At 45.1% G+C, this 22,239-nt stretch carries 22 protein-coding genes; 17 read left to right on the forward strand and 5 right to left on the reverse strand.

Going from position 1 to position 22,239, the window contains the following annotated elements:
- The first annotated feature begins 17 nt into the window (after positions 1–17).
- Positions 18–1,259 (forward strand): NRAMP family divalent metal transporter, encoded by a 1,242-nt coding sequence (locus H735_RS24800; RefSeq protein ID WP_020196630.1) that lies wholly within the window; start codon positions 18–20, stop codon positions 1,257–1,259.
- Positions 1,260–1,372: 113 nt separating this feature from the next.
- On the opposite strand, the gene H735_RS24805 is transcribed toward H735_RS24800, so the two are convergent.
- Positions 1,373–2,317 (reverse strand): TDT family transporter, encoded by a 945-nt coding sequence (locus H735_RS24805; protein WP_027726731.1) that lies wholly within the window; start codon positions 2,315–2,317, stop codon positions 1,373–1,375.
- Positions 2,318–2,528: 211 nt separating this feature from the next.
- Positions 2,529–3,935, reverse strand: coding sequence for a H(+)/Cl(-) exchange transporter ClcA (gene clcA, locus H735_RS24810; protein WP_005435622.1), 1,407 nt, complete (start codon positions 3,933–3,935; stop codon positions 2,529–2,531).
- A gap of 697 nt (positions 3,936–4,632) precedes the next feature.
- Here clcA and H735_RS24815 point away from each other — a divergent pair.
- Positions 4,633–5,193, forward strand: coding sequence for a hypothetical protein (locus H735_RS24815; protein WP_020196628.1), 561 nt, complete (start codon positions 4,633–4,635; stop codon positions 5,191–5,193).
- 42 nt (positions 5,194–5,235) lie between these two features.
- Here H735_RS24815 and H735_RS24820 read toward each other — a convergent pair whose 3' ends face one another.
- Positions 5,236–5,649: a helix-turn-helix domain-containing protein gene (locus tag H735_RS24820; protein ID WP_020196627.1), complete on the reverse strand. Its 414-nt coding sequence runs from the start codon at positions 5,647–5,649 to the stop codon at positions 5,236–5,238.
- A gap of 96 nt (positions 5,650–5,745) precedes the next feature.
- Here H735_RS24820 and H735_RS24825 point away from each other — a divergent pair, with 96 nt between their 5' ends.
- From H735_RS24825 to H735_RS24870, 11 genes are all read left to right on the forward strand, one after another.
- On the forward strand, positions 5,746–6,654 hold the full coding sequence (locus tag H735_RS24825; protein ID WP_020196626.1) for an aldo/keto reductase: 909 nt from the start codon (positions 5,746–5,748) through the stop codon (positions 6,652–6,654).
- Positions 6,655–6,964: 310 nt separating this feature from the next.
- Positions 6,965–7,969 carry a response regulator gene (locus H735_RS24830; RefSeq protein ID WP_020196625.1) on the forward strand — a complete coding sequence of 335 codons (1,005 nt, stop codon included), beginning with the start codon at positions 6,965–6,967 and terminating at the stop codon, positions 7,967–7,969.
- Positions 7,969–8,409, forward strand: a complete 441-nt coding sequence (locus tag H735_RS24835) for a PAS domain-containing protein (RefSeq protein ID WP_020196624.1) — start codon at positions 7,969–7,971, stop codon at positions 8,407–8,409. The genes H735_RS24830 and H735_RS24835 overlap by 1 nt, the downstream gene beginning before the upstream one ends.
- Positions 8,410–8,499: 90 nt before the next feature.
- Complete coding sequence (locus H735_RS24840; RefSeq protein ID WP_042980561.1) at positions 8,500–10,035, forward strand: bifunctional ADP-dependent NAD(P)H-hydrate dehydratase/NAD(P)H-hydrate epimerase; 1,536 nt, start codon at positions 8,500–8,502, stop codon at positions 10,033–10,035.
- A gap of 453 nt (positions 10,036–10,488) precedes the next feature.
- Positions 10,489–11,532, forward strand: a complete 1,044-nt coding sequence (locus H735_RS24845; protein WP_009704073.1) for a GMP reductase — start codon at positions 10,489–10,491, stop codon at positions 11,530–11,532.
- A gap of 335 nt (positions 11,533–11,867) precedes the next feature.
- Entirely contained in the window at positions 11,868–12,305 is a 438-nt protein-coding gene (locus H735_RS24850; protein ID WP_020195988.1) for a BspA family leucine-rich repeat surface protein, read from the forward strand.
- A 26-nt stretch (positions 12,306–12,331) separates the two neighbouring features.
- A complete protein-coding gene (locus H735_RS31740; RefSeq protein WP_020195987.1) occupies positions 12,332–12,622 on the forward strand; it encodes a BspA family leucine-rich repeat surface protein in 291 nt (96 codons plus the stop codon).
- Between the two features lie 12 nt (positions 12,623–12,634).
- Positions 12,635–13,222, forward strand: a complete 588-nt coding sequence (locus H735_RS24855) for a BspA family leucine-rich repeat surface protein (RefSeq protein ID WP_020195986.1) — start codon at positions 12,635–12,637, stop codon at positions 13,220–13,222.
- A gap of 207 nt (positions 13,223–13,429) precedes the next feature.
- A complete protein-coding gene (locus H735_RS24860; protein ID WP_020195985.1) occupies positions 13,430–13,705 on the forward strand; it encodes an ANR family transcriptional regulator in 276 nt (91 codons plus the stop codon).
- A 330-nt stretch (positions 13,706–14,035) separates the two neighbouring features.
- Entirely contained in the window at positions 14,036–14,518 is a 483-nt protein-coding gene (locus tag H735_RS24865; RefSeq protein WP_020195984.1) for a hypothetical protein, read from the forward strand.
- Positions 14,491–15,447, forward strand: coding sequence for a sensor domain-containing diguanylate cyclase (locus H735_RS24870; RefSeq protein ID WP_227741540.1), 957 nt, complete (start codon positions 14,491–14,493; stop codon positions 15,445–15,447). The genes H735_RS24865 and H735_RS24870 overlap by 28 nt, the downstream gene beginning before the upstream one ends.
- 68 nt (positions 15,448–15,515) lie before the next feature.
- On the opposite strand, the gene H735_RS24875 is transcribed toward H735_RS24870, so the two are convergent.
- Both H735_RS24875 and H735_RS31745 read right to left on the reverse strand, forming a co-directional pair.
- The gene (locus tag H735_RS24875) at positions 15,516–16,562 is read right to left on the reverse strand and encodes an aldose 1-epimerase family protein (protein WP_227741539.1); all 1,047 of its coding nucleotides are present in this window, start codon (positions 16,560–16,562) and stop codon (positions 15,516–15,518) included.
- A complete protein-coding gene (locus H735_RS31745) occupies positions 16,520–16,741 on the reverse strand; it encodes a hypothetical protein (RefSeq protein WP_227741538.1) in 222 nt (73 codons plus the stop codon). The genes H735_RS24875 and H735_RS31745 overlap by 43 nt, the downstream gene beginning before the upstream one ends.
- Before the next feature lie 706 nt (positions 16,742–17,447).
- On the opposite strand from H735_RS31745, the gene betI reads away from it, so the two are divergent.
- The 4 genes from betI to H735_RS24895 are packed head-to-tail and all read left to right on the forward strand — an operon-like array spanning position 17,448 to position 22,212.
- The gene (betI, locus tag H735_RS24880; RefSeq protein WP_020195982.1) at positions 17,448–18,047 is read left to right on the forward strand and encodes a transcriptional regulator BetI; all 600 of its coding nucleotides are present in this window, start codon (positions 17,448–17,450) and stop codon (positions 18,045–18,047) included.
- 16 nt (positions 18,048–18,063) lie between these two features.
- Entirely contained in the window at positions 18,064–19,524 is a 1,461-nt protein-coding gene (gene betB / locus H735_RS24885) for a betaine-aldehyde dehydrogenase (RefSeq protein WP_020195981.1), read from the forward strand.
- 19 nt (positions 19,525–19,543) lie between these two features.
- Positions 19,544–21,244: a choline dehydrogenase gene (gene betA / locus H735_RS24890; RefSeq protein WP_020195980.1), complete on the forward strand. Its 1,701-nt coding sequence runs from the start codon at positions 19,544–19,546 to the stop codon at positions 21,242–21,244.
- A gap of 29 nt (positions 21,245–21,273) precedes the next feature.
- Complete coding sequence (locus H735_RS24895; protein WP_005425881.1) at positions 21,274–22,212, forward strand: choline ABC transporter substrate-binding protein; 939 nt, start codon at positions 21,274–21,276, stop codon at positions 22,210–22,212.
- Positions 22,213–22,239: the final 27 nt, after the last annotated feature.

Below are 22,239 nucleotides of genomic sequence, written 5' to 3' on the forward strand. Positions count from 1 at the left end.
CAAAATTGAGATTTGGCATGACCACACAAACCACCATCAACTCGACTGCTCCCGCTTCTATTCAAGCATCGGAAAACAGTTGGCAAAAGAAAGCAATTCTTAGTGTCGCGTTCTTAATGGCGACCACGTCTGTTGGACCTGGCTTTTTAACCCAAACAGCGGTCTTCACCAATATCTACAAAATCGACATGGCATTCCCTGTGTTTGCATCCATGTTTATCACCTTTGGTATTGTGATGAACTTATGGCGCATCGTAGGTGTGTCTGGTATGCGCATTCAAGATATTGCCAACAAAGTTGCACCGGGGATGGGCTACGTGGTGGGCATTCTGTTGGCTCTTGGCGCTGTCGCTTTTAACTTTGGTAACGTAAGTGGTTCTGCACTCGGCATTAACGTTTTGACGGGTGTGGATACGACTTGGGGGGCTCTTTTTACAGGCGTAGTAGGTTGTTTGCTGTTTGTGGTGCACAACGCTTCTAAACGCATGGACCAAATGGCACGCTACCTTGGCTTGTTTATGATCATCTTGATTGCGTATGTTGCGATGACCAGTTTGCCGCCAATGGGGGAGACCTTGAGCGCAGCAGTAATGCCTACTGATGTTGGCAGCCTGCTATTACCGACGCTAACGATCGTTGGTGGCGCAGTCGGTGGCTATTACACAGGCGCACAGCGTTTGGTTGATATCGGCTTGAAAGGTAAAGAGAACGTACCCGCTATCAAAACCGCAGCATGGGCCGGTATTTCGATTGCCGTGGTGATTCGTATCCTGTTGTTTATGGCCGTGTTCGGTGTGATTGCGACAGGCGCGACTTTGGATTCTGCAAACCCAGCCGCAGACGCGTTCCGTCAAGGTGCGGGAGAGGTAGGTTACTTTATCTTTGGTTTGGTGTTGTTTGTTGCTTCGATTACCTCGGTTGTGGGTAACTCGTACATGGCGATTTCCCTTATCAAAACGCTGTTCCCAGTTGTGTCTCGCAACGAGAAAGCATGGTGTGTCGGTTTCATTATTATCACATCGCTTGGCACTGTGACGATGGATATGCCGATTTTGCTGCTAATGCTGGCTGGCCTTGTTAACAGCATTATCCTGCCAATCGTTTTAGGTATGGTGCTGGTGGCGACACGCAGAAAAGACATCGTAGGTGACTACAAACACCCAGCCTATTTAACGCTTACGGGCGTTGCGATTGTCGTGGTGATGGCGGCATCAAGCATGACCAATATCAGCAACTTTATGGCCAAGTTTATAGGCTAACTCAATGCATCGGCTAACGTGTGTCGAGTAATGTTTATTGGGCATGAGCCTGCAAAGAACAAAAGAAAACGACCTCGCAATGAGGTCGTTTTTTATGTTTGTTTTGAAGGCGTTCATACCAGTTCTGGCCAGTACATTTTTACATAACCAGCAGAAACCCAAACGACAAGTACCGTCGCAATGCTTAACTCTAAGAATCCAAAATCGTGCAACCAATGCCAGTGGGGATGAGACTCAGCAAAAAAGGTGGTGAGGCGATGCATCGCAATAGCACTGATAACGGAAGGGAAGGTCACGGCCGCAATAGATGGCTGGAACTTCAAACGCATTAAGCGGAAGTAACACAGGTAAATCAGCAACGTCATGGTGATTGCGATGCCCGCCAATGCGCCTGTCAGAATCGGGTCTGGCTCGCCAAAGTTGACCAAATACGCCGCTAAAGACAAGTTTACTGGTGCTGCCATGATCGCCAATGTTGGACGTGCACGGCGTGGCAGGGAACCAAAGAACACCAAACGATATAGCACTAATGGCAACATAAAGAAGTAAATGCCAATACACATCATTGCCAAGGTTTCAGAAAACACATTATGGCCGAATTGAGAACCTGCAAGGGAAGAGCTGATCAAGCCAACCGGATATAAGAACCAACTTGGCACGATGTTCGACATCTTGAAGTTCATGATCTGGAAACCAAAGAACAACACCATCATCGTAAAATGAAGTAAGACCGCCACAAACCACAATGGATAAGCAATAAGTGGTGCTACTGCCGCAAGGTAGTCACACAGTACGAGCAAGGCCATGCTCATCGGAGCCATTAAGCTACCACTTAGCGGGTGTTTGATATCCGCCATAAACAGGCGAGGGCTGGTGGCGTATTTTAGGAGAACTGGAGTGAGGAGCAATGCACCAAGTGCAGCAAGAAATGGTCTTATCGGTTCGCCAATGTCAGGAATGTATAAAGCCCAAGCTTGTCCAAGCCCTATCATACCCAGTGCCAAAGCCGCTTGCGAAGGCGGGACACTGTAAAACTGTACAAGTCTTCTCCAGTTCAAAACTACTCCGAGATTGGATGAATCACTCTAATTTGAGGCGAGAATACTAACAATATTCATGAGTCGTTACCCTTAAATATTATAAGTAAATATCAGAGAATGGGAATTTTGTGAGTTTGGTAGGGAAATTTTGTAGAGAGATGCAAAAACGCAGAATTACTGGCTCCAAACTAACATCTTATGAGGAAGATAATTTGGAGCCGACATTAAGTTAGGCTTGGTTTTCCGGCAGGTCTTGCTGACGTAGCTTGTCATTTTTAAGCGTACGATGTAGCAACTGGCTGTAAATCGGTTGCCCGCCAAGTAACTGCGCTACGATTACTGCACCTAAGCTAGTAATGATGAGAGGCAGAATTAAGTAGTAGTTATTTGTCATCTCGATAACCAGCAAGATGCCAGTGATTGGAGCACGCACTGTCGCTGCGAATAACGCACCCATACCGGCAATGGCAAACACGCCAGGTTCAATTGTGAGAGAAGGTAACAACATGTCTGCGCTTGCGCCAAACGCGTAGCCAAATAGCGTACCCAGTGCCAACATTGGTGCGAAGATACCGCCTGGAGCACCTGAACCAAAACATAGTAAGGTTGTGATAACACGACCAACAAACAGCATCACTAAGATCGAGATTGAGTAGTTACCGTTGGTAATGTCCGGAATCAAACCAATACCACCGCCAGTAAGTTGAGGAACATAAAGCAGTAGCAAGCCAAACACACCACCCAAGACAGTGCCAGTGATTAGGTAGCGTTTACGGTCGTTTTTATGCAGAGCAACAAAGCTGTCTTGTGCAATAGTCACCAGTTTGTTGAAGATGACACCAAATACACCGAATAGAGAACCAAGCAGTAGGAATAGCCACAGTGATTGTAACTCTGGCGATTGATACTGCGGCATGGTGATAACGGCAGCTTGGCCATTGATGGCGCGAAATACAATGTTTGCCATGATCGCTGAAATGATCACCGCTCGGATAGAAATCAACGAGTAGCGAAATTGAGGGCGCATTTCCTCAACCACAAACATAATGCCAGCTAATGGCGCGTTAAAAGCCGCGGCCAAACCACCGGCTGCACCGGAGGCTAATAATGAGTGGCGTGTATCATCGTCTTTAATACGGAAGATGTCAGTGACCATACGACCAACGGCACCGCCCATTTGTACGGTAGGACCTTCGCGACCTAAAACCATACCTGAACCAAGTGCGCCCATACCGCCAAAGAACTTCACTGGAATAACACGCCACCAACGTACAGGGCGGATGTTATCCATTGCCCCTTCGATCTCAGGAATACCTGAGCCAGATGCTTCAGGAGCAAAACGGTGAACAAGGTAATAACCGATAAATGCCAAGGTTGCACTGATTAGAATCGCAGCAAGCCACAAAGGCAGAACGCTACCGATTTCGCTTTTTAGCCACTCGGTACGAGTTTCTGAAACAAAGTGAACGGCTATTTCAAAATAGGTGCCGACAAGGCCTGCTAATGTACCAACGATCGCGGCCATAAAGAGGACGGAAAATGATGTTGGCGTTGACCCTCGAGAGACAAACTGGTTAATCGCATCTTTAGGTACGTGCGCTAACACAGATTTCACAATTCTCTCGCGTTTGGTCATTAACAGATTCTCCTAGACTACTAATTGGAAGGGACGAAAGAAATTATACGCTCACGAGAGTCTAGACCTAATCAATAAAGATGCAATTTAGCTTTCCACTATTGAGCAGTTCAAGCGTCTATTGTGCAAATATTGATAAATATTGTGCTATTGATCCCATATCTCACGCTATTTTTTTATCGAGTAACCTTGTTTTCTGAGCAAAATGAACCATGCTTTAAGTGTAAAGCAACATGACTGCTTCAGAAGGAGGGATGTGAGGTTTTACACACAATTTGGATGGATTCAAACCCTACAGAAATTCCTCGTTATTTGTTCGGGATGCATCAATAGACTTCCCGATTCGCATACTCACGATTGAGTCACGAGGCAGAGGCGCACACAAGAGTGCGCCTTTTTAATGCCTGTCTAAACCGCAAGCCTATTCACTACTTTGCCTACAAAGGTGTCTGCACGGTTGCCCAATAATAACCGTATGAAGTGTTGATAAATATAAATGGTATGCTATTCTGCTGTTTCGTAATGGTTCTCAGCGTGATGGACTACGCGGTTTATGCTTTATACAAAGATTGATGCGGGCTAGAAGGTCCGCTTTTTTTGTGCCCGAAATCTAACATAGTCACTTGCTTCTCGCTCTACTTACAGCAAAGATAAAGCTCTTTCATTCATCTTCTCGAGTCAAATCGATAGTACCCCTATGTTGCGTTTCTCATTCTTCCTGTTTCTTTCTTTAAGTTTGTTTTCTCAAACCGCAAATGCACGAGATGCATGGTGGCAAATCATGTTATCTGAAGCGCCTTTCGTCGAGGTTCGACAAACCTTGCAAGAGGGTGGTGACTGGTACGGATGTGAGACGCAGGAAAGCGAAGGTGCATTATGCTTGGATGATTTTCATTATTACCACCAGCACCTTTACGGAGAAGCAACGATAGAAGAAAAAGTGATTCGTCTAAACTTTCTCACGGACTATCAACCTCAAAACTTGAGTGATGTGATACTGAATCTGAGAAAAGATGGCTTGGTGATGAAGCGAATCAACATACAGGGCGAACAGTACGATATAGCTGCGGCTTTAAAACAAAACTCACCAGAAGCTGTCGACAAAGCTCTGATTCTGTTTATCAACCGCTACCCTCAGCAAGCGCCACGAAGTATTGATTGGGTGTTAGCTGAAGAGTTTGAATCGCCAACACCGAGAGTGCATGTCACGTTAAACAGTGATGGCGAAATGATTGAGCTTAAGGTTGAGCGCTTTTAGAGGGGAAGTTAAAGCGTCGCGATACAAACATCGTTCAAAGGTTTAGTTTTGCGCGGTCTTGTTTTCATCATGCAACGAAAGAAAGGTCGCCATCGCGGATTCATCCAAAAAAACATCTGACTTTTTGTGCGCGCGTAGGTACTGATAACCCGCCACCAACTTGCGGTGCTTGGCTTCTTCCTCTTCTGATATCGTTCCATTCATCACGTGTTGGAAGGCCAGTTTATAGGCCTCCATGTCCACGACTTCTGCTTGACGATATAAATAGCCACAACCTGTGGCTAACCATTCCAATGAACAGTTGGCTCGCATTGCGATTTGATTCGCTTTGGCTAAGCTTGGTTCGCTGCCTTTGAGGTATTTGCGAATCAAAGCTTCAGAGACGTCCACGCGTCGCGCAAAACCACTGATGCTTTCTTCGCCAATTAATGTCGCGAGTCGTTGGGCAAAAGACATATTTCGTACTCCAGTTCGAATTGCGAAAGTTTACCCGTTGAGCGAGCGGTAAAACAAGACTAGGATGAAAGCAGATTAAGAAAAGGAGATAAACCCATGGTTGCAAAAGTAGTGACTGCACCAAACGGTCCAGAGTTTTCTGAACTGGTACAAGGTTATTGGCGTGCGGTAGATTGGGGCATGACGGCGCAAGAGCGTTTGTCGTTCCTAAAGCAACACATTGAGTTAGGCATTACCACCGTCGATCACGCTGACATCTACGGTAACTACGAATGTGAAGCGCTGTTTGGTGAAGCACTCGCACTGGACAAAAGCGTTCGTGAGCAAATTCAGATCGTGACAAAATGCGACATCAACTTGTGTGGTGACAAAACGCCAGAACGTAAGATCAACCACTACGACACCAGCGCTGCGCACATCTATCAATCCGTGAACAACTCGCTTGAGCGACTAAAAGTCGACGAGATTGATGTTCTTCTTATCCATCGTCCGGACGTGTTGATGGATGCAGGCGAGGTAGCGGAAGCGTTCTCTGAGCTACATAAAGTGGGTAAGGTTAAGCACTTTGGTGTTTCTAACTTCACGCCTCGTCAATTCGAGCTTCTTCAATCTCGTTTAAGCAAACCTCTTGTGACTAACCAAGTGGAAATCAACCCACTGAACTTTGAAGTGGCACACGATGGTACGCTAGACCTACTTCAAACGCATCGTGTTCGTCCAATGGCATGGTCATGTTTAGGTGGTGGTTCCATCTTTACTGGTGACACGGAACAAGCGGTTCGTGTTCGTAACGAGCTAGAAGCTATCCGAGAAGAAGTGGGTGCAAACAGCATCGACGAAGTGATTTACGCTTGGGTTCGTCGCTTGCCTTCTAAGCCGATGCCAATTATTGGTTCTGGTAAAATCGAGCGTGTGCATAGTGCAGTTAACGCGCTAAGCATTGAGCTAACTCGTGAGCAATGGTACCGAGTTTGGGTTGCATCAAAAGGTCACGGTGTGCCATAGAAAGCGACCAGTTAACAAAAGACTGAGGCACTCCAAAGAGGGGGCCTTTTTTATTTCATACTTATCTTAAATGGCAGTAACTTTATAAACGCAATCCATTGCATATCAAGCCTTGTAGAACTTTTAATCATTCCTGACTGATGTCACTAAATGTATAGGGAATCGAACTTTTTCTTAGTTCATTGGTTCACTCGACAATTCATATTGCGTATGCTTACCCAGTAAACAAAAAACGAAGACTCTTAGTCTGTGTAGCAGTAACAATCTGGTAGAATCCCGCGCAGATTGTTGAATATTTAAAGGTGGTAGCATGTCTTTTCCTGTACTCATCTGTGATGATTCTGCGTTAGCACGCAAACAGATGGCAAGATCACTGCCAGCAACATTGAATGCAGACGTGACATTTGCCATCCATGGTAAAAATGCGCTTGAAGAGTTAGCGCAAAAAGAACTTAAACTGATGTTTCTTGACCTCACCATGCCAGAGATGGACGGTTTTGAAACATTAGAAAACATGAAACGCTTAGGCATTCAAACGCCTGTCGTGGTTGTGTCTGGCGATATTCAGCCAAAAGCAAAAGAGCGCGTGTTTGCTCTCGGTGCGAAAGCATTTATTCAAAAGCCGATTGGTAAAGATGAGCTTAAAGCGACGTTAAAAGAGCTGATCGAGCCGAATGATCGACCACAAGTCATCACACCGACAACCATAGAGTTGCCGATTCTCCGCCGTCGCGACATCTATATGGAAGTGGCGAACGTTTCTATTGGTCGTGCTGCAGATGCGCTCGCTCGACACTTTGATGTATTTGTTCAGCTTCCATTACCAAACGTAAATATCTTTGAAGTCAGTGAACTGCACATGGCTTTGCGTGATCTCGCCTCTCACGACAATGTCTCTGGTGTTTGCCAAGGCTTTTGTGGTGAGGGTATTGCCGGCGAAGCGTTAGTAATCTTGAGCGACTCCAGTGTTTCTGATCTTAAGAAACTGATGAAGGTGCCAGCAGACAGCGAAGAGTTGGAAGAATTAGAGCTGTTGATGGACATTTCCAATATCTTGGTTGGATCATTCTTGAATGGTTTGGGCGAACAGTCTGAAGTCCGCTTTTTCCAGAGTTCACCAGTGCTGCTTGGTCAGCATATTTCCATCGATTCTATTATCGAGTCGACAACAGGTGCATTTAGTCGAACCATGACATTCGAGGTCAGCTACAACATTGAAGGCACCTCTATCCGTTGTGACCTGTTGTTTATGTTTGTTGATGAGTCATTGCCGTTGCTGGATAACAAACTGTCGTACCTAATGGAGGATTTCTAATGCTGAACTTACCTGCAGAATTTGAACAATTCCATTGGATGGTCGACATGGTTCAAAATGTCGACATGGGCTTAGTTGTTATCGATAAAGATTACAACGTTCAAGTGTGGAATGGCTTTATGACTCACCACAGCGGTTTGCAATCTCACGAGGCAATTGGTTGTTCGATCTTTGATATCTTCCCTGAGATCCCGCAAGAGTGGTTCAAACTGAAAACTAAACCTGTTTACGATTTGGGGTGTCGAAGCTTCATCACGTGGCGTCAGCGTCCATATCTGTTCTGTTGCCGTAACGTTCGACCAGTGACGCAACAAGCAGAGTTCATGTACCAAAACGTGACGCTAAACCCAATGCGAACCCCAACAGGGAAAATCAACTCGTTGTTCTTATCGATTCAAGATGCAACTGCCGAAGCTTTGATGTCGCAACAGCAAAAATAAAGCTTGAGAAAATAAACACAGCAAAAGCCGAGGTTCGCCTCGGCTTTTTCGTATACTTAAATCGTGTCTTCTAAAACGCAGAATATCAATATGGACTTTAATCTCGCCCTTAAGCTCTACACAGCAGAGCAAGTCAGAAATGGAGAAATACTCGCCGCTCAAATGGCAGGCGTCTCAATGTACAGCCTAATGCAGCGTGCAGGAATGGCGGTATACGAACGATTTCTTCATCTTTACCCAAGGGCGCGAACCGTGCTGGTGGTCTGCGGCAAAGGCAATAATGGTGGAGACGGATACGTGTTTGCCACGCTTGCCAAACAGGCGCAGTTGAATGTTAGAGTCTTCCAGCTAGGTGACATCACATCATTAAAAGGGGATGCGTTGCGAGCGTTTGAAGATTGGCAGTCTGTGGATGGCGAGAATAGTTCTTGGGATGATTGGCATACTGCACTTTTAGAGGCGGATGTAATCATCGATGCCATGCTTGGGACAGGGCTCTCTGGTGAAGTAAGGCATGAGTATCGTCGCTACATTGATCAAGTAAATCAAATTCATTGTCCGGTCATCTCAATCGATATTCCTTCGGGGTTAAGTGCAGACACAGGTTCCGTGCTCGGAGATGCCATACAAGCGGATCATACGGTGACCTTTATTGGTGTGAAGCAAGGCTTATGCACAGGGCAAGCGAGAGACTACGTCGGTGAGCTGCATTTTTCTGGTTTAGGTGTAAACGTTGAGTTCGAGTCGATTGAAGAAGAAAGTGCTTTAGGCATCGACCATCAAATCATCAAAAGGCTACTACCAAAAAGAAAAGCCACAGCCCACAAAGGGAATAATGGCAAGCTCTTATGTATAGGCGGTAATCAAGGCATGTCCGGCGCTATTCGTTTGTGCGCCTCAGCAGCAGTAAGAACAGGGGCTGGGTTAACCGCCTCTGTCACACATCCAAGCTCATTGTTGCCACTGCAAGTTGGTGTGCCAGAAGTCATGAGTCAGGCTATTACTTTTGATGAGTTAAAAGAGGCAGATAACAAACTGACTAAACGGACACGTTGGGCGGACGTTTTGGCCTTTGGTCCTGGCTTTGGTGAGGACGAATGGGCACATCAAGCCTATCAATACTTATCTCAGCAGCACAAACTGAAAGTCGTTGATGCCGACGGGTTGAACATTCTTGCGATGCTGAATCAGCGTAATGACGTCGTGGTTTTACGAGATGAGCAACGCGTTATGACGCCACATCCGGGAGAGGCAGCACGTTTACTTAATGTCTCTACAAAGGACATAGAGAAAGATCGCTTTGCCGCAGCAAGACAACTTCATGAACGTTATGGAGGTGTCGTTGTACTTAAAGGGGCGGGTACGCTTATCTATGATGGCGTGAGAATGTACGTTTGTCTCGCTGGAAATCCGGGAATGGCCAGTGGCGGTATGGGGGATGTGTTATCCGGTGTCATTGCCGCACTGCTTGCCAAAGGGTTACCTATTGCTGTTGCTGCACGTTTGGGAGTCATGCTCCATAGTCACGCTGCGGACATTAATGTTCAACAAAAAGGCGAAATTGGCTTATTAGCAAGTGATGTTATTGAATCACTTCGATGCGCTATAAACGTCACAGAGAGCTAGTGCGTGCGTGATATACTCAAAAAAGTGGCAAAAAAGTGATGTGAAACGTGAAAAAAATTAGAAAATTATTCTTGCACAAACCGACTAATGAGAATCGTTTGGTGTAACTTTGACCGTTTATGAGAGGTTGAACGGTAAAATTTCCGTCGTTTAACGCAAAGGTTTGCGCAAAGGATTAAATAAAGGGTGGATTTAACTGTTTGATATTGTTAATAAAGTTATGATTTTGGAGAGTGGTGAGGTGTTTTTGATATGCGATTTCCAAGATGGTATCACAAAAAAAAATCAAATATCAGACTTGTAGGAAATAAATCACGACCTATAATGCTGAAAACCGGAGCGTCTGCCAACGCTCCGGTTTTTTTGTGTCCGAAGAACAGTGAACTCGTCTGCCAACGACTTCACTACGCACTCTGAGATGACACATATACTTATGAATCAAGGAATTACACAATGCGTATCGAACAAGAACTTAAGTTAGGTTTCAAAGATGTACTGTTTCGCCCGAAACGTTCAACCCTTAAGAGCCGTTCTCAAGTAAATTTAACCCGCGATTTTACATTCAAGCACAGTGGCCGTCAATGGTCTGGTGTACCAGTAATTGCGGCGAACATGGATTCGGTTGGTAGCTTCGCAATGGCGAAGGCACTAGCAGAGCATGGTGTAATGACCGCTGTTCACAAACATTACACTGTAGAAGACTGGGCAGAATTTGCGAAAACAGCTGACAAAACAACACTAAACAATGTAATGGTGTCCACTGGTACGTCTGATGCGGACTTCCAGAAAACCAAGGACATCATGGCGATCTCTGATGAGTTTATCTTCATCTGTATCGATATCGCGAACGGTTACTCAGAGCACCTAGTCGAGTACGTACAACGTGTACGTGCAGCATTCCCAGACAAAGTTATCTCTGCAGGTAACGTAGTGACTGGCGACATGTGTGAAGAGCTAATCCTAGCGGGCGCAGACATCGTTAAAGTGGGTATCGGCCCAGGTTCAGTATGTACTACACGTGTTAAAACAGGTGTTGGTTACCCTCAACTTTCCGCAATCATCGAATGTGGTGACGCTGCACACGGCCTTGGCGGCATGATCATTGGTGATGGTGGCTGTTCATGCGCGGGTGACGTTGCAAAAGCATTCGGCGGCGGCGCTGACTTCGTAATGCTAGGCGGTATGCTAGCAGGTCACGAAGAGTCAGGCGGTGAAGTGATCGAACAAGACGGCAAGAAGTTCATGAAATTCTATGGCATGTCGTCGAAGAGCGCGATGGACAAGCACTCTGGTGGTGTTGCTGGCTACCGTGCCGCTGAAGGTAAAACTGTACTTCTACCATTCCGTGGCAGCGTTCACGGTACTATCCAAGACATCCTTGGCGGTGTTCGCTCAACATGTACTTACGTAGGTGCAGCAAAGCTTAAAGAGCTAACCAAGCGTACTACCTTCATCCGCGTACAAGAGCAAGAAAACAACGTATTCGGTAAAGAATAAGTTTTTGCTTAAATAGAAATAGATAGATTAAGAGCCGCAGTTTGCGGCTTTTTTTTTGCTCAAGAAAACGAAATACCTAATAAGTGTACTGATACGGTGAATAGTCGTTAATTAAGTAAAGGTTGGAAAATACACTGATGATATTCAGCACAATTATCGGAACGTCTCACAAAGCTCTCTCTTTATAATGAATTCTGTTATTAATGTGAGGTATTTATTGGACTAAAGAATGCATTTTTACTGATTTAGTTAATTTAAAGCCTCTATTAGTGAAACTGACAAAATTGCTTTTTATATGATCGAGATTCGTTTTATAAGACTCGGATCTCTTAATCATGAAGCTACGTTCGATTATTTCCGCCTGTGCGCTACTAAGTTGTAGCCAAGCCTTTGCTAGTGAGCCTGAAACAGTTACCTGTGAGTCCAACAAACCAGGAACCGTGATGGTTCAAGAAGACGAATTGTTTGTGGTCGTCAATGACACGCTAATCCGCAATTCAGATTACTGGCAAAGCTTTCTGGATGGCAACATTCTGCTCTGTACCAGCCATGTGACGGACATGAGTGACCTGTTTGCTAAAGACCAATACTTCAATCAAGACATCAGCCGCTGGGATACTTCCCGTGTTACCAATATGGACCGCATGTTCTCCGGCGCCAAACGTTTTGACCAAGACTTAACCTACTGGGACGTCAAGCGCGTCTCACGTCATACCGACTTCGCTAAAGGCAGTGGCCTGTCTGAAGATAACCTTCCAACTTTTACACAATAACGTCTATTCAATCCTAGGAAAATACAATGAAAAGAACCATAACCTCACTTCTCGTGGGCGCAGCTGCGCTCGCTAGCCAAACTGCATTTGCTATTGATATCTCGGTAAAATGTCCTGACCAAGATGTTAACTCAGTGATGTTTGAAAATGGCAAGGTTTATGTCGTGGTGGATAACTCTCTAATTAAAAATAAGACTTTGTTAGATAATTTAGAGCAAGGTCATATTCGCTTGTGTACCACCCAGGTGACGGATATGAGGAAGATGTTTTATAAGCGCGAATCGTTTAATGCCGATATCAGTGATTGGGATACATAGAATGTGACGTATATGTCTCAAATGTTTGATGGAGCAAAAGCATTTAATCAAGATATAGGTTTTTGGGATACATCGAGTGTGACGTTAATGTCTGACATGTTTGAATATGCTCAAGCTTTTAATCAAGACATCGGGCACTGGGATACATCGATAGTGTGGGATATGGAGGGAATGTTTGCGGGAACCGAAGCCTTTAATCAAGATATAGGTCGCTGGGATACATCGAAAGTGACAAAGATGCACTACATGTTCTCCAATACAGGCAAGTTCGACCAAGATATAGGTGCTTGGAATACGTCTAGTGTGACGAATATGAATTCCATGTTTTATTACGCAGGTGCCTTTAACCAAGATATAGGTGATTGGGATACGTCGAATGTGACGAGGATGGATTTTATGTTTTATGATGCCCAAGCCTTTAACCAAGATATAGGCCGTTGGGATACATCGAATGTGACGAGTATGGAAAACATGTTTAAGTGGAACCGTTTCTTTAATCAAGATCTAACTAACTGGAACGTGAGCATGGTAACGAACCATACTGGCTTTGCGACAGGCAGTGTTCTGTCTGAAGAACATCTGCCAATTTTCGTAAACTAACTCTCTCAGCGGTTTTACTAAACAAAAGCCAGTGTTGATGGATTCAACGCTGGCTTTTGTTTTAGATCTATTTCTATAGTCTGCCACCAAATAAGAAGCTAAAAACGCAAAAGTTGCATTATTAAAACTAAATCGTTCTTGAATGCTATTTATGGTCTTTATCTATTCCTTAAGATGACTTTTTGTTACTGGCTCACGGAGGAAAATGTGCCTAATAAAGATTATCTTGAGTTGGCGAAACAAGCTGCTGCAAATGAAAGGGAATATGAGTGGGGATTAGCGTGTGAGTTTTGGCTCGCAGCTGCAACCAAAGCACCAGAAAATAGTAGCAATAAGCATTGGGCATTGTTGCGGTCGGACTTCTGCCGAGGGCGTACTCGAGAAAATGGCTTTTACTTTCCATCGGAACCTTCTACTCAAATCAGGGAGAGTAAAATTGCAATGAGTAGTCTTTCCTCTTTCAGAGGAACGGTGTTTAGTTAAACACCCTTTAAAAATAATCAAAAAATGACACGGAACGAGTCTCTCATGTTTTCTGTGGTTCTTTATATTCTGTCAGAAAATTCTGAGAATGGTGCGCACATATATCTAAAAAAGATAAAATTAAATAACCTCCTTTAATAGTTAGTCGCATTATTTAATAAAGAGCATCAATAGAAATGCTCTGCAGGAATAATGTGATATCTGTTCTAAATACTCATGTCAGCAATGGATATTTTGATTGAAAGGGGGAGTCATATGGCGTATTGATTTAAAGACGAGTTAAGTCGTTGGGTTGAAACGAGAGGCATTTCTCGAAAAGATGTTATTGCGTTGCTGCAAAACAACTATTACGAAGAGTTCAAAGGACTAGACTCTATTACCTTGAGTAGGTGGTTTACTGGAAAAAGCGTCCCACCAATCTACAAACAGTTCTATATCGCTAAGTGTTTGGAAATGGATTTGGTGGAAGTTCTATTAAGAATGGATCTTTCTAAAGCTCGTTACTCGAACAAACATTATGTGGTGATCAGCACACTCGTAAAAGCGCTCGATTTTTCAATATCTAACCTCTCGTACCGTAAGGTATCTGGGCCACCAAAGAGTGAAATTAAATCGCTGTCTTTGAATGAATACGCGGATATGTTTAAAGAGTTTAATCACAATATCTCTCCTTTGGCGCGTTTTTATCAGGATCTGCAAGACAAAGGCAATGATGTTAAATATCAATGTGTTTTGATTAAAAATGACCAAGATGCAACGGTAGGTCATTGGTACGGTATCAGGCATTGTTGCTGTTCGTCATCGGCTTATTGATGGTATTGCGCAACTACCACTTAGAAAGCGAACGCATAGATGAAAAGATCGCAAGTATTGCCGCACACTCGGTGATTGGTGTCGTCATTCTCGACCAAGATTTACGAGTCGATTTTGCGAACAAGAGTTTTTCTAAGCTGACAGGTTATACACGCGAACAACTGAATGGTGAAAACCTGCAACAGTATGGCTTCAGTTGTTTGAACAAAGCGATGATGAAGTTAGGCGCGAAAGCCAACTGGAAAGGTGAAATCAAAGTGACCAACCGTTTTGGTGACCATCTAACGCTAGATACGCACATTACTCATTATAAAATGGGGATGGGAATGAGCGACCGTTATGTGCTTAGTTTCCGAGACATCAGCCATCGAGTGCGGTTGGAGAATAAACTGAAGAGCCTTGCCGAAAAAGATCCACTAACGGGCTGTTGGAATCGCCGTCGTTTTGACGAAGAATTAGCTCGCTACGCAAACATCGCCGGTCGATATGGATTTTCTAATGCCACCTTAGCCATCATAGATATTGACCATTTCAAACAAATCAACGACCAGCACGGTCATGATGTGGGTGATGTCGTACTCAAAGACCTCGCTAGATTGATGAAGTCGGAGTGTCGTGAAACTGATATTGTTGCACGTGTTGGGGGAGAAGAGTTTGCCATCATTATGCCTGAGACCAATACTCGAAACGCGTTTGAAGCGATTTACCGGCTGAAAGAAATTATTCAGTCGAAAAGTGTATTGGGCATCACGGTCAGTGGTGGCATTACGGCAATCAATCGTTCGGTTGAGCAAACCTATCGTCGAGCAGACAGGGCTTTGTACCAAGCCAAAACTTTAGGACGAAATCGTGTTTGTGGCGCGAAAGGTGAACCGCTAAGCAAGCACGTTTCTGAGATGGAAGCGCTGATTGCTACTAGTTCTCGATAGTCGACTTCCTAAAGCATACATTAGATTAAGAGCCGCACATCGCGGCTCCTTTTATTGCTGAAGCATTGTTAATTATCTAGGTTTACGAGTGGCTTGCTGATCAGTTCCACTTTTTGACCCTGTTGGATTTTAGCGACTTCAGTGAGTGCTTGTTTGACTTCATTTTGGTTTCTAAGTACTGAGTAGGTTAGATCAAAGTATTTGCTTTCACCTGCTCGTATGGTTGGAACTAAGCCTAATGGGCGTTGGTACTTCGTGTTGTAGGCGTAACTGGTTCCGGGCTCAATGCCAGTCACATAACCCTGTTTGTATGTATCGGTATTTTTCCATAGTGTCAGTACAGGCAGTTGCTCTACGTTATAACTGAGCGCCACACCTTTATCGCTTTTTTTGTTGTGAAGCACCGCTAAACTTTGTCCGGAATCGTCACCTATAGGCTTCAAGTTAAATACCATTTCATCATAGCCTTTTGTTGGTCCTTGATAGGTTTGCCAACTATCCAAGCCCGCCTTTGCGTAGTTGTTGAATGGAGAGACTTCCTTTACTGCTGCGGAAAACTTCGCTCCGTTTTCAAGACTAGGTCTACCAAAGTTAGAGTGGTAAATAATCTGGTACTCGTCATCGTAGTCAGACATGTTGGTTAACTTATCGTGTAGAGAGAATGAGTTGCTACCTGGCAGTATTGATAACTCTGTATGAGTCACCAGTTCTGCTTTTTTGAAAGTGCGTTCTGAAACGGTACCTTGCACCCTAATTCTGTGTGGGGGATTATCATCAATGATCACTTTTACTGTAGAAGCGGGTGTATTTTGGACTCGACCATGCAGGCTTAGAAGCTGACCGTTATCATCAACGCCCGGGTGACCTGTCCATTCATACCCACAACGTACAAGCATTTCATTGAACCCATCGAGCCAGCCAAGACCATTGCGACTTTCCAGCTCGATGAATGCTGGGTTAACGATCTCTTTGACAGGTGAGTCCCAGCCAAGAATTCGCTCTCCATCCATTTTGACATCAAAGATGCCCATCCCACGAGTTGGGATAAGGGTAACTTCCAAAATGCCGTTGTCTATGACGAGAACATCAACACCAAATTGTTTTCCACCGTGCAAACGTTTTTTTCAATGCTGAAGGGCAAGTCTGGATTAAAGCCGAGGGAGCGACTAGTCATTTTCCAATCTCCAACGTCTTGATTTAAAGCAGAATTAGTTAGAACAAATTCTGCTGAAGAAACAGGTAGGGTAGTGAGTCCGAGTAGCATAGCGGTACAAGCGATGTACGAATTTTTCATCCTTTATTCCTTATTTATTTTTCAAATCTAAGTATTGCTGAATCGATTCAGCATTATTATATAAATTGCGCTATTTTTGAGCAAAGTAGGCTGATATGAGTTGTGATCAATATGCTCATTAGAAGGTTTTTTAATGATCTTTTTGATTGCTGAATCAAATTCAGCAGAAATATTGAGTGCGAAAATGAAAGTCGTTTTGCTGAAGCTCGCTCTTAGTTAACTAAATAGGGGCGTCAAACGACTCGGAGACACCTAGCTATTCCGGTTCGCTGTTTTCCTTGCTGTACTGGGCGATTTTAATTGACACGAAACGTTTACATTTTGTTGCTGTAGATTCGCGGTGATGAAGCGGTATGCCATTCCTTGGTTAATTAATAAACTTAAAAATAAAATGTGTAGAAAATATTTGAGTTCATTGCATTTGTCTTTGTTTGTACTTTTGATAAGCACGGGGTTTTCATGAGTCTTTGCATCTATAACTTGCGCTGTTAATACTCTAATTATTGATTTTAATGGTTTTTGTGTTTCTGTTTTTACGTGTTAAATCTTCATAAACTCTCTCTTTTCTCAAGTTTTAATAATGATTGTTGTCGAAATGATTCGGCTGTTTCTGTTGTTTTTTGTAGATAATTAGTTTGAGTTCAAACTAAATTTGAGGCATTTTATATTTAACTAACCGTTCAATTAAAAATAACAAGGATGCAAAATGCCCAAGGTTGGGATGCCTGAAATCAGAAAACCGCAGCTAGTCAAAGCGACGATGTCGGTCATCGACAGAGTAGGTTTGCAAGCTGCGAGTATCTCGTTGATCAGCAAAGAAGCAGGGGTATCAACGGGGATCATTAATCACTATTTCGGTGGAAAGCACGGTCTGTTAGAAGAGACCATGCGTGAAATCCTGCGCCAGCTTTCTGCCACCATCAAAGAGAACTTAAGCCAACTGCCAGCTGATGCGCATCATCAACGTATTAATGCCATCATCGACGGCAACTTTGTGGGCTTCCAAGCCGAGAACCAAGTGGCAAAAACTTGGTTGGCATTCTGGTCGTACTCCATGCATGACGCACAGCTCAAACGTCTGCAACGAGTGAATGAACGACGACTCCTTTCTCATCTAAAAAAAGAATTAAAAGCCTTGCTGGATCAAGAACAAGCAGAGCTAGTAGCGCATGGTATTGCGTCACTGATTGATGGCATTTGGCTACGCGGAACGCTCAACCCGCAAGGCATCGATGCCGAGAAAGCACGCGTCATCATCAACGACTATCTCGACAAACAGCTCACGTTCTACTCAAAACTAAAATAAAGAGTCAAACCTTCAAATGGATATGAAAGCACACTACATCGATGGTGCCATGCACCTAGGATGCTCAGAAGAACACTTCACCACATACAATCCCGCCAATGGTGAGCTGCTTGCGAATGTGAAGCAGGCTAACCAGCAAGATATGCAAGCGGCAATTGAATCTGCCAAGCGCGGTTTTGCGATTTGGTCTGCAATGACGGCGACAGAACGCAGTCGCATTCTACTTAAAGCGGTGGCGTTACTTCGTGAAAGAAACGACGAGTTGGCAGCACTAGAAGTTGCAGATACAGGCAAGCCAATTCAAGAAGCGAATTGCGTAGACATTGCAACGGGCGCGGATGTGATCGAGTACTACGCAGGTCTTGCACCTAGCATGCATGGTGAACAGCAACCGCTGAATGAATCCCAGTTTTTCTATACTCGCCGTGAGCCTCTAGGAATTTGTGCGGGCATTGGGGCGTGGAACTACCCAATTCAAATCGCGATGTGGAAGTCTGCACCTGCACTTGCTGCGGGTAATGCGATGATCTTTAAACCATCAGAAGAAACCCCGTTAACCGCACTCGAACTGGCAGAAATCTACAGCGAAGCAGGGTTGCCTGATGGCGTGTTCAACGTCATTCAAGGTGATTACCGAGTAGGGCAAATGCTCACAGCACATCCAGACATCGCTAAAGTCTCTTTCACGGGTGAATCCGGTACGGGCAAAGTGGTGATGGGTGACAGCGCAGCCACACTAAAGCAAGTGACTATGGAACTTGGCGGTAAGTCTCCAATGATCATTTTTGATGATGCCAAGCTAGACGACGCGGTTTCTGCTGCAATGGTTGCAAACTTCTACACCCAAGGTGAGGTTTGTACACACGGTACTCGCGTATTCGTTCATGAAGGTATTTATGATGAGTTTGTCGCTCAACTAAAAACTCGTACTGAGTTGCTGGTGGTTGGCGATCCGCTTGATGAGCAAACTCAAATTGGCGCGCTAATTTCCAAAGAGCACGAATCAAAAGTTCTTTCCGCAATTGAACAAGCGAAAGCAAGCAACGCAACGCTGCTGACTGGCGGCTACAAAGTCACAGAAAACGGCTTGGCGAGCGGTAATTTTGTTGTGCCAACGGTTTTCATTGATTGTGAAGACGACATGCCCCATGTGCAGCAAGAGATCTTTGGTCCTGTGATGTCAGTGCTTAAGTTCAGTGACGAAGACGAAGTGATTGCACGCGCTAACAACACCGATTACGGACTTGCAGCAGGCGTGTTCACGCAAAACCTCTCTCGTGCACATCGCGTCATTCATCAAATCCAAGCTGGCATTTGTTGGATTAACACCTGGGGTGATTCTCCAGCTGAAATGCCAGTTGGCGGTTACAAACTGTCTGGCATTGGACGTGAAAACGGCGTTGAAACCCTTAAGCATTACACCCAAACCAAGAGCGTGTTAGTGCATTTGGGTGATTTCGACAGCCCTTACGCCTAATCAGTCAGGAGGATTTGTAATGCAACAACACTACGATTACATCATCGTCGGTGCTGGTTCGGCAGGCTGTGTCTTGGCGGATCGTCTGAGTGAAAGCGGTCAGCACCAAGTCTTACTGCTGGAAGCGGGTGGCTCAGACAAGAGCATCTTCATCCAAATGCCAACGGCGCTGTCTTACCCAATGAACACCGAAAAGTACGCATGGCAGTTCGAAACTGTTGCGGAAGATGGACTGGACGGACGCCAACTGCATTGTCCACGCGGCAAAGTGTTAGGCGGAAGCTCTTCGATTAACGGTATGGTTTACGTTCGTGGTCATGCTTGTGACTTTGACGAATGGGAGGCAGAAGGCGCAAAAGGCTGGAACTACCAAGCTTGTCTGCCGTATTTCCGTAAAGCGGAAACGTGGACAGGCGGCGCAGACGAATACCGTGGCGATAGTGGTCCTGTTGGGACGTGTAACGGCAATGATATGAAGCTGAATCCACTTTACCAAGCGTTTATTGAAGCGGGTAAAGATGCAGGTTACCCAGAAACACAAGATTACAACGGTTATCAGCAAGAGGGCTTCGGTCCGATGCACATGACGGTAGACAAAGGCGTGCGCGCTTCTACCTCTAACGCTTACTTAAGCCGTGCAAAAAAGCGCAGTAATTTCACCTTGATGAAAGGCGTGACCGCTCATCGCATTTTGCTTGAAGGCAAGAAAGCGGTCGGCATTGAGTTTGAACAATCTGGCAAAATCAAACAGTGCTTTGCTAACAAAGAAGTGGTGTCGAGCGCGGGTTCTATCGGCTCGGTACAACTGCTGCAACTCTCGGGTATTGGTCCTAAGACTGTGCTTGAAAAAGCGGGCATTGAAGTGAAACACGCACTAGAAGGCGTGGGTAAGAACCTTCAAGACCACCTTGAAGTGTATTTCCAGTACCACTGTAAACAGCCGATCACGCTCAACAGCAAGTTAGGTTTGATCAGCAAAGGTTTGATTGGCACGGAGTGGATTTTGACGCGCAAAGGTCTGGGCGCAACCAACCACTTTGAATCGTGCGCATTCATCCGTTCTCGTGAAGGCTTGAAATCGCCAAACATTCAATATCACTTCCTACCCGCAGCAATGCGTTATGACGGGCGTGCTGCATTTGATGGTCACGGCTTCCAAGTGCATGTTGGTCCAAACAAGCCAGAGAGTCGCGGTAGCGTTGAAGTGGTTTCTGCCAACCCAAATGACAAACCAAAGATCGAGTTCAATTACATCTCGACGGAACAAGACAAGCAGGATTGGCGAGACTGTATTCGTTTAACGCGTGAAATCCTCAATCAACCAGCAATGGATGCGTTTCGCGGTGAAGAGATCCAACCGGGTCTTAACATCACCAGCGATGAGGCGATTGATGAATGGGTGAAGCAAAATGTAGAAAGTGCTTACCATCCATCGTGTAGCTGCAAAATGGGCGCAGACGATGACCCAATGGCCGTTCTGAATGAAGCCTGCCAAGTGCGCGGCATTGAAGGCTTGCGCGTGGTGGATTCATCCATCTTCCCAACCATTCCGAATGGCAACTTAAACGCGCCAACCATCATGGTCGCAGAGCGTGCCGCGGACATGATCTTGGGGAACATACTCGAAGAATCGAATAATACACCGGTTTGGATTGCTCCGAACTGGCAAGAGACGCAAAGAATGCGTCCGCCACAAAGAGACTTAAGCTCAATCTCATAAAGTCAGTAATCATTACAAGGAATTTAAACATGTCTACGATGACAAAAATCTTTTCATCTATCGCACTGAGCGCAGTTGCGACAGGTGCTTATGCTAACCAATGTGAAACCGTTCGATTTGCCGATGTAGGCTGGACAGACATTACCGCAACCACTGCTGTTACCTCTGAACTGCTCAAAGGCTTGGGCTACAAAACCAAGACTGACCTTCTGTCTGTACCTGTGACGTACTCTTCAATGGCAAACGGCGACATTGACGTATTCCTAGGTAACTGGATGCCAACCATGGAAGGCGATATCGCCAAATATCGTGAAGCTGGCACAGTGGAAACCGTTCGTGCAAACCTAGAGGGCGCGAAATATACGCTAGCAGTACCGAAGTATGTGTATGACGCAGGCGTGAAAAGTTTTGCTGACTTGGCAAAACATGCCGACAAATTTAAAGACCGCATCTACGGCATTGAGCCGGGTAACGATGGCAACCGCCTTATCCAAGATATGATCGACAGCGATGCATTCGGCTTGAAAGACTTCAGCCTAGTGGAATCAAGCGAAGCGGGCATGGTCTCTCAAGTGTCTCGCGCAGTGCGCCGTAACCAATGGATCGTTTACCTAGGTTGGGCTCCGCACCCAATGAACAGCAATGTTGAGATGGAATATCTATCTGGCGGTGACGACTTCTTTGGACCTAACTACGGCGGTGCAAATGTTTACACCAACGTGCGCCAAGACTACCTATCTGAGTGTCAAAACGTGGGGCAACTGCTTAAGAATCTAGAGTTCAGCCTAGAGATGGAAAACCAGTTGATGGAAGCGATTCTAAACCAAAAACAAAAGCCAGCGAAAGCAGCGCAAGAATGGTTGAACGCTAACCCACAACAATTTGAAGCGTGGCTAGAAGGCGTTAAGACGCTGGACGGCAAAGACGCAAAACAAGCGATTACTTCTTACCTAAAAACAAACGCTTAATCATTCCTCTCTTTAGGAAAAGGTGGG

It is taken from the genome of Vibrio owensii CAIM 1854 = LMG 25443, assembly GCF_000817815.1.
Taxonomy (GTDB): Bacteria; Pseudomonadota; Gammaproteobacteria; order Enterobacterales; family Vibrionaceae; genus Vibrio; species Vibrio owensii.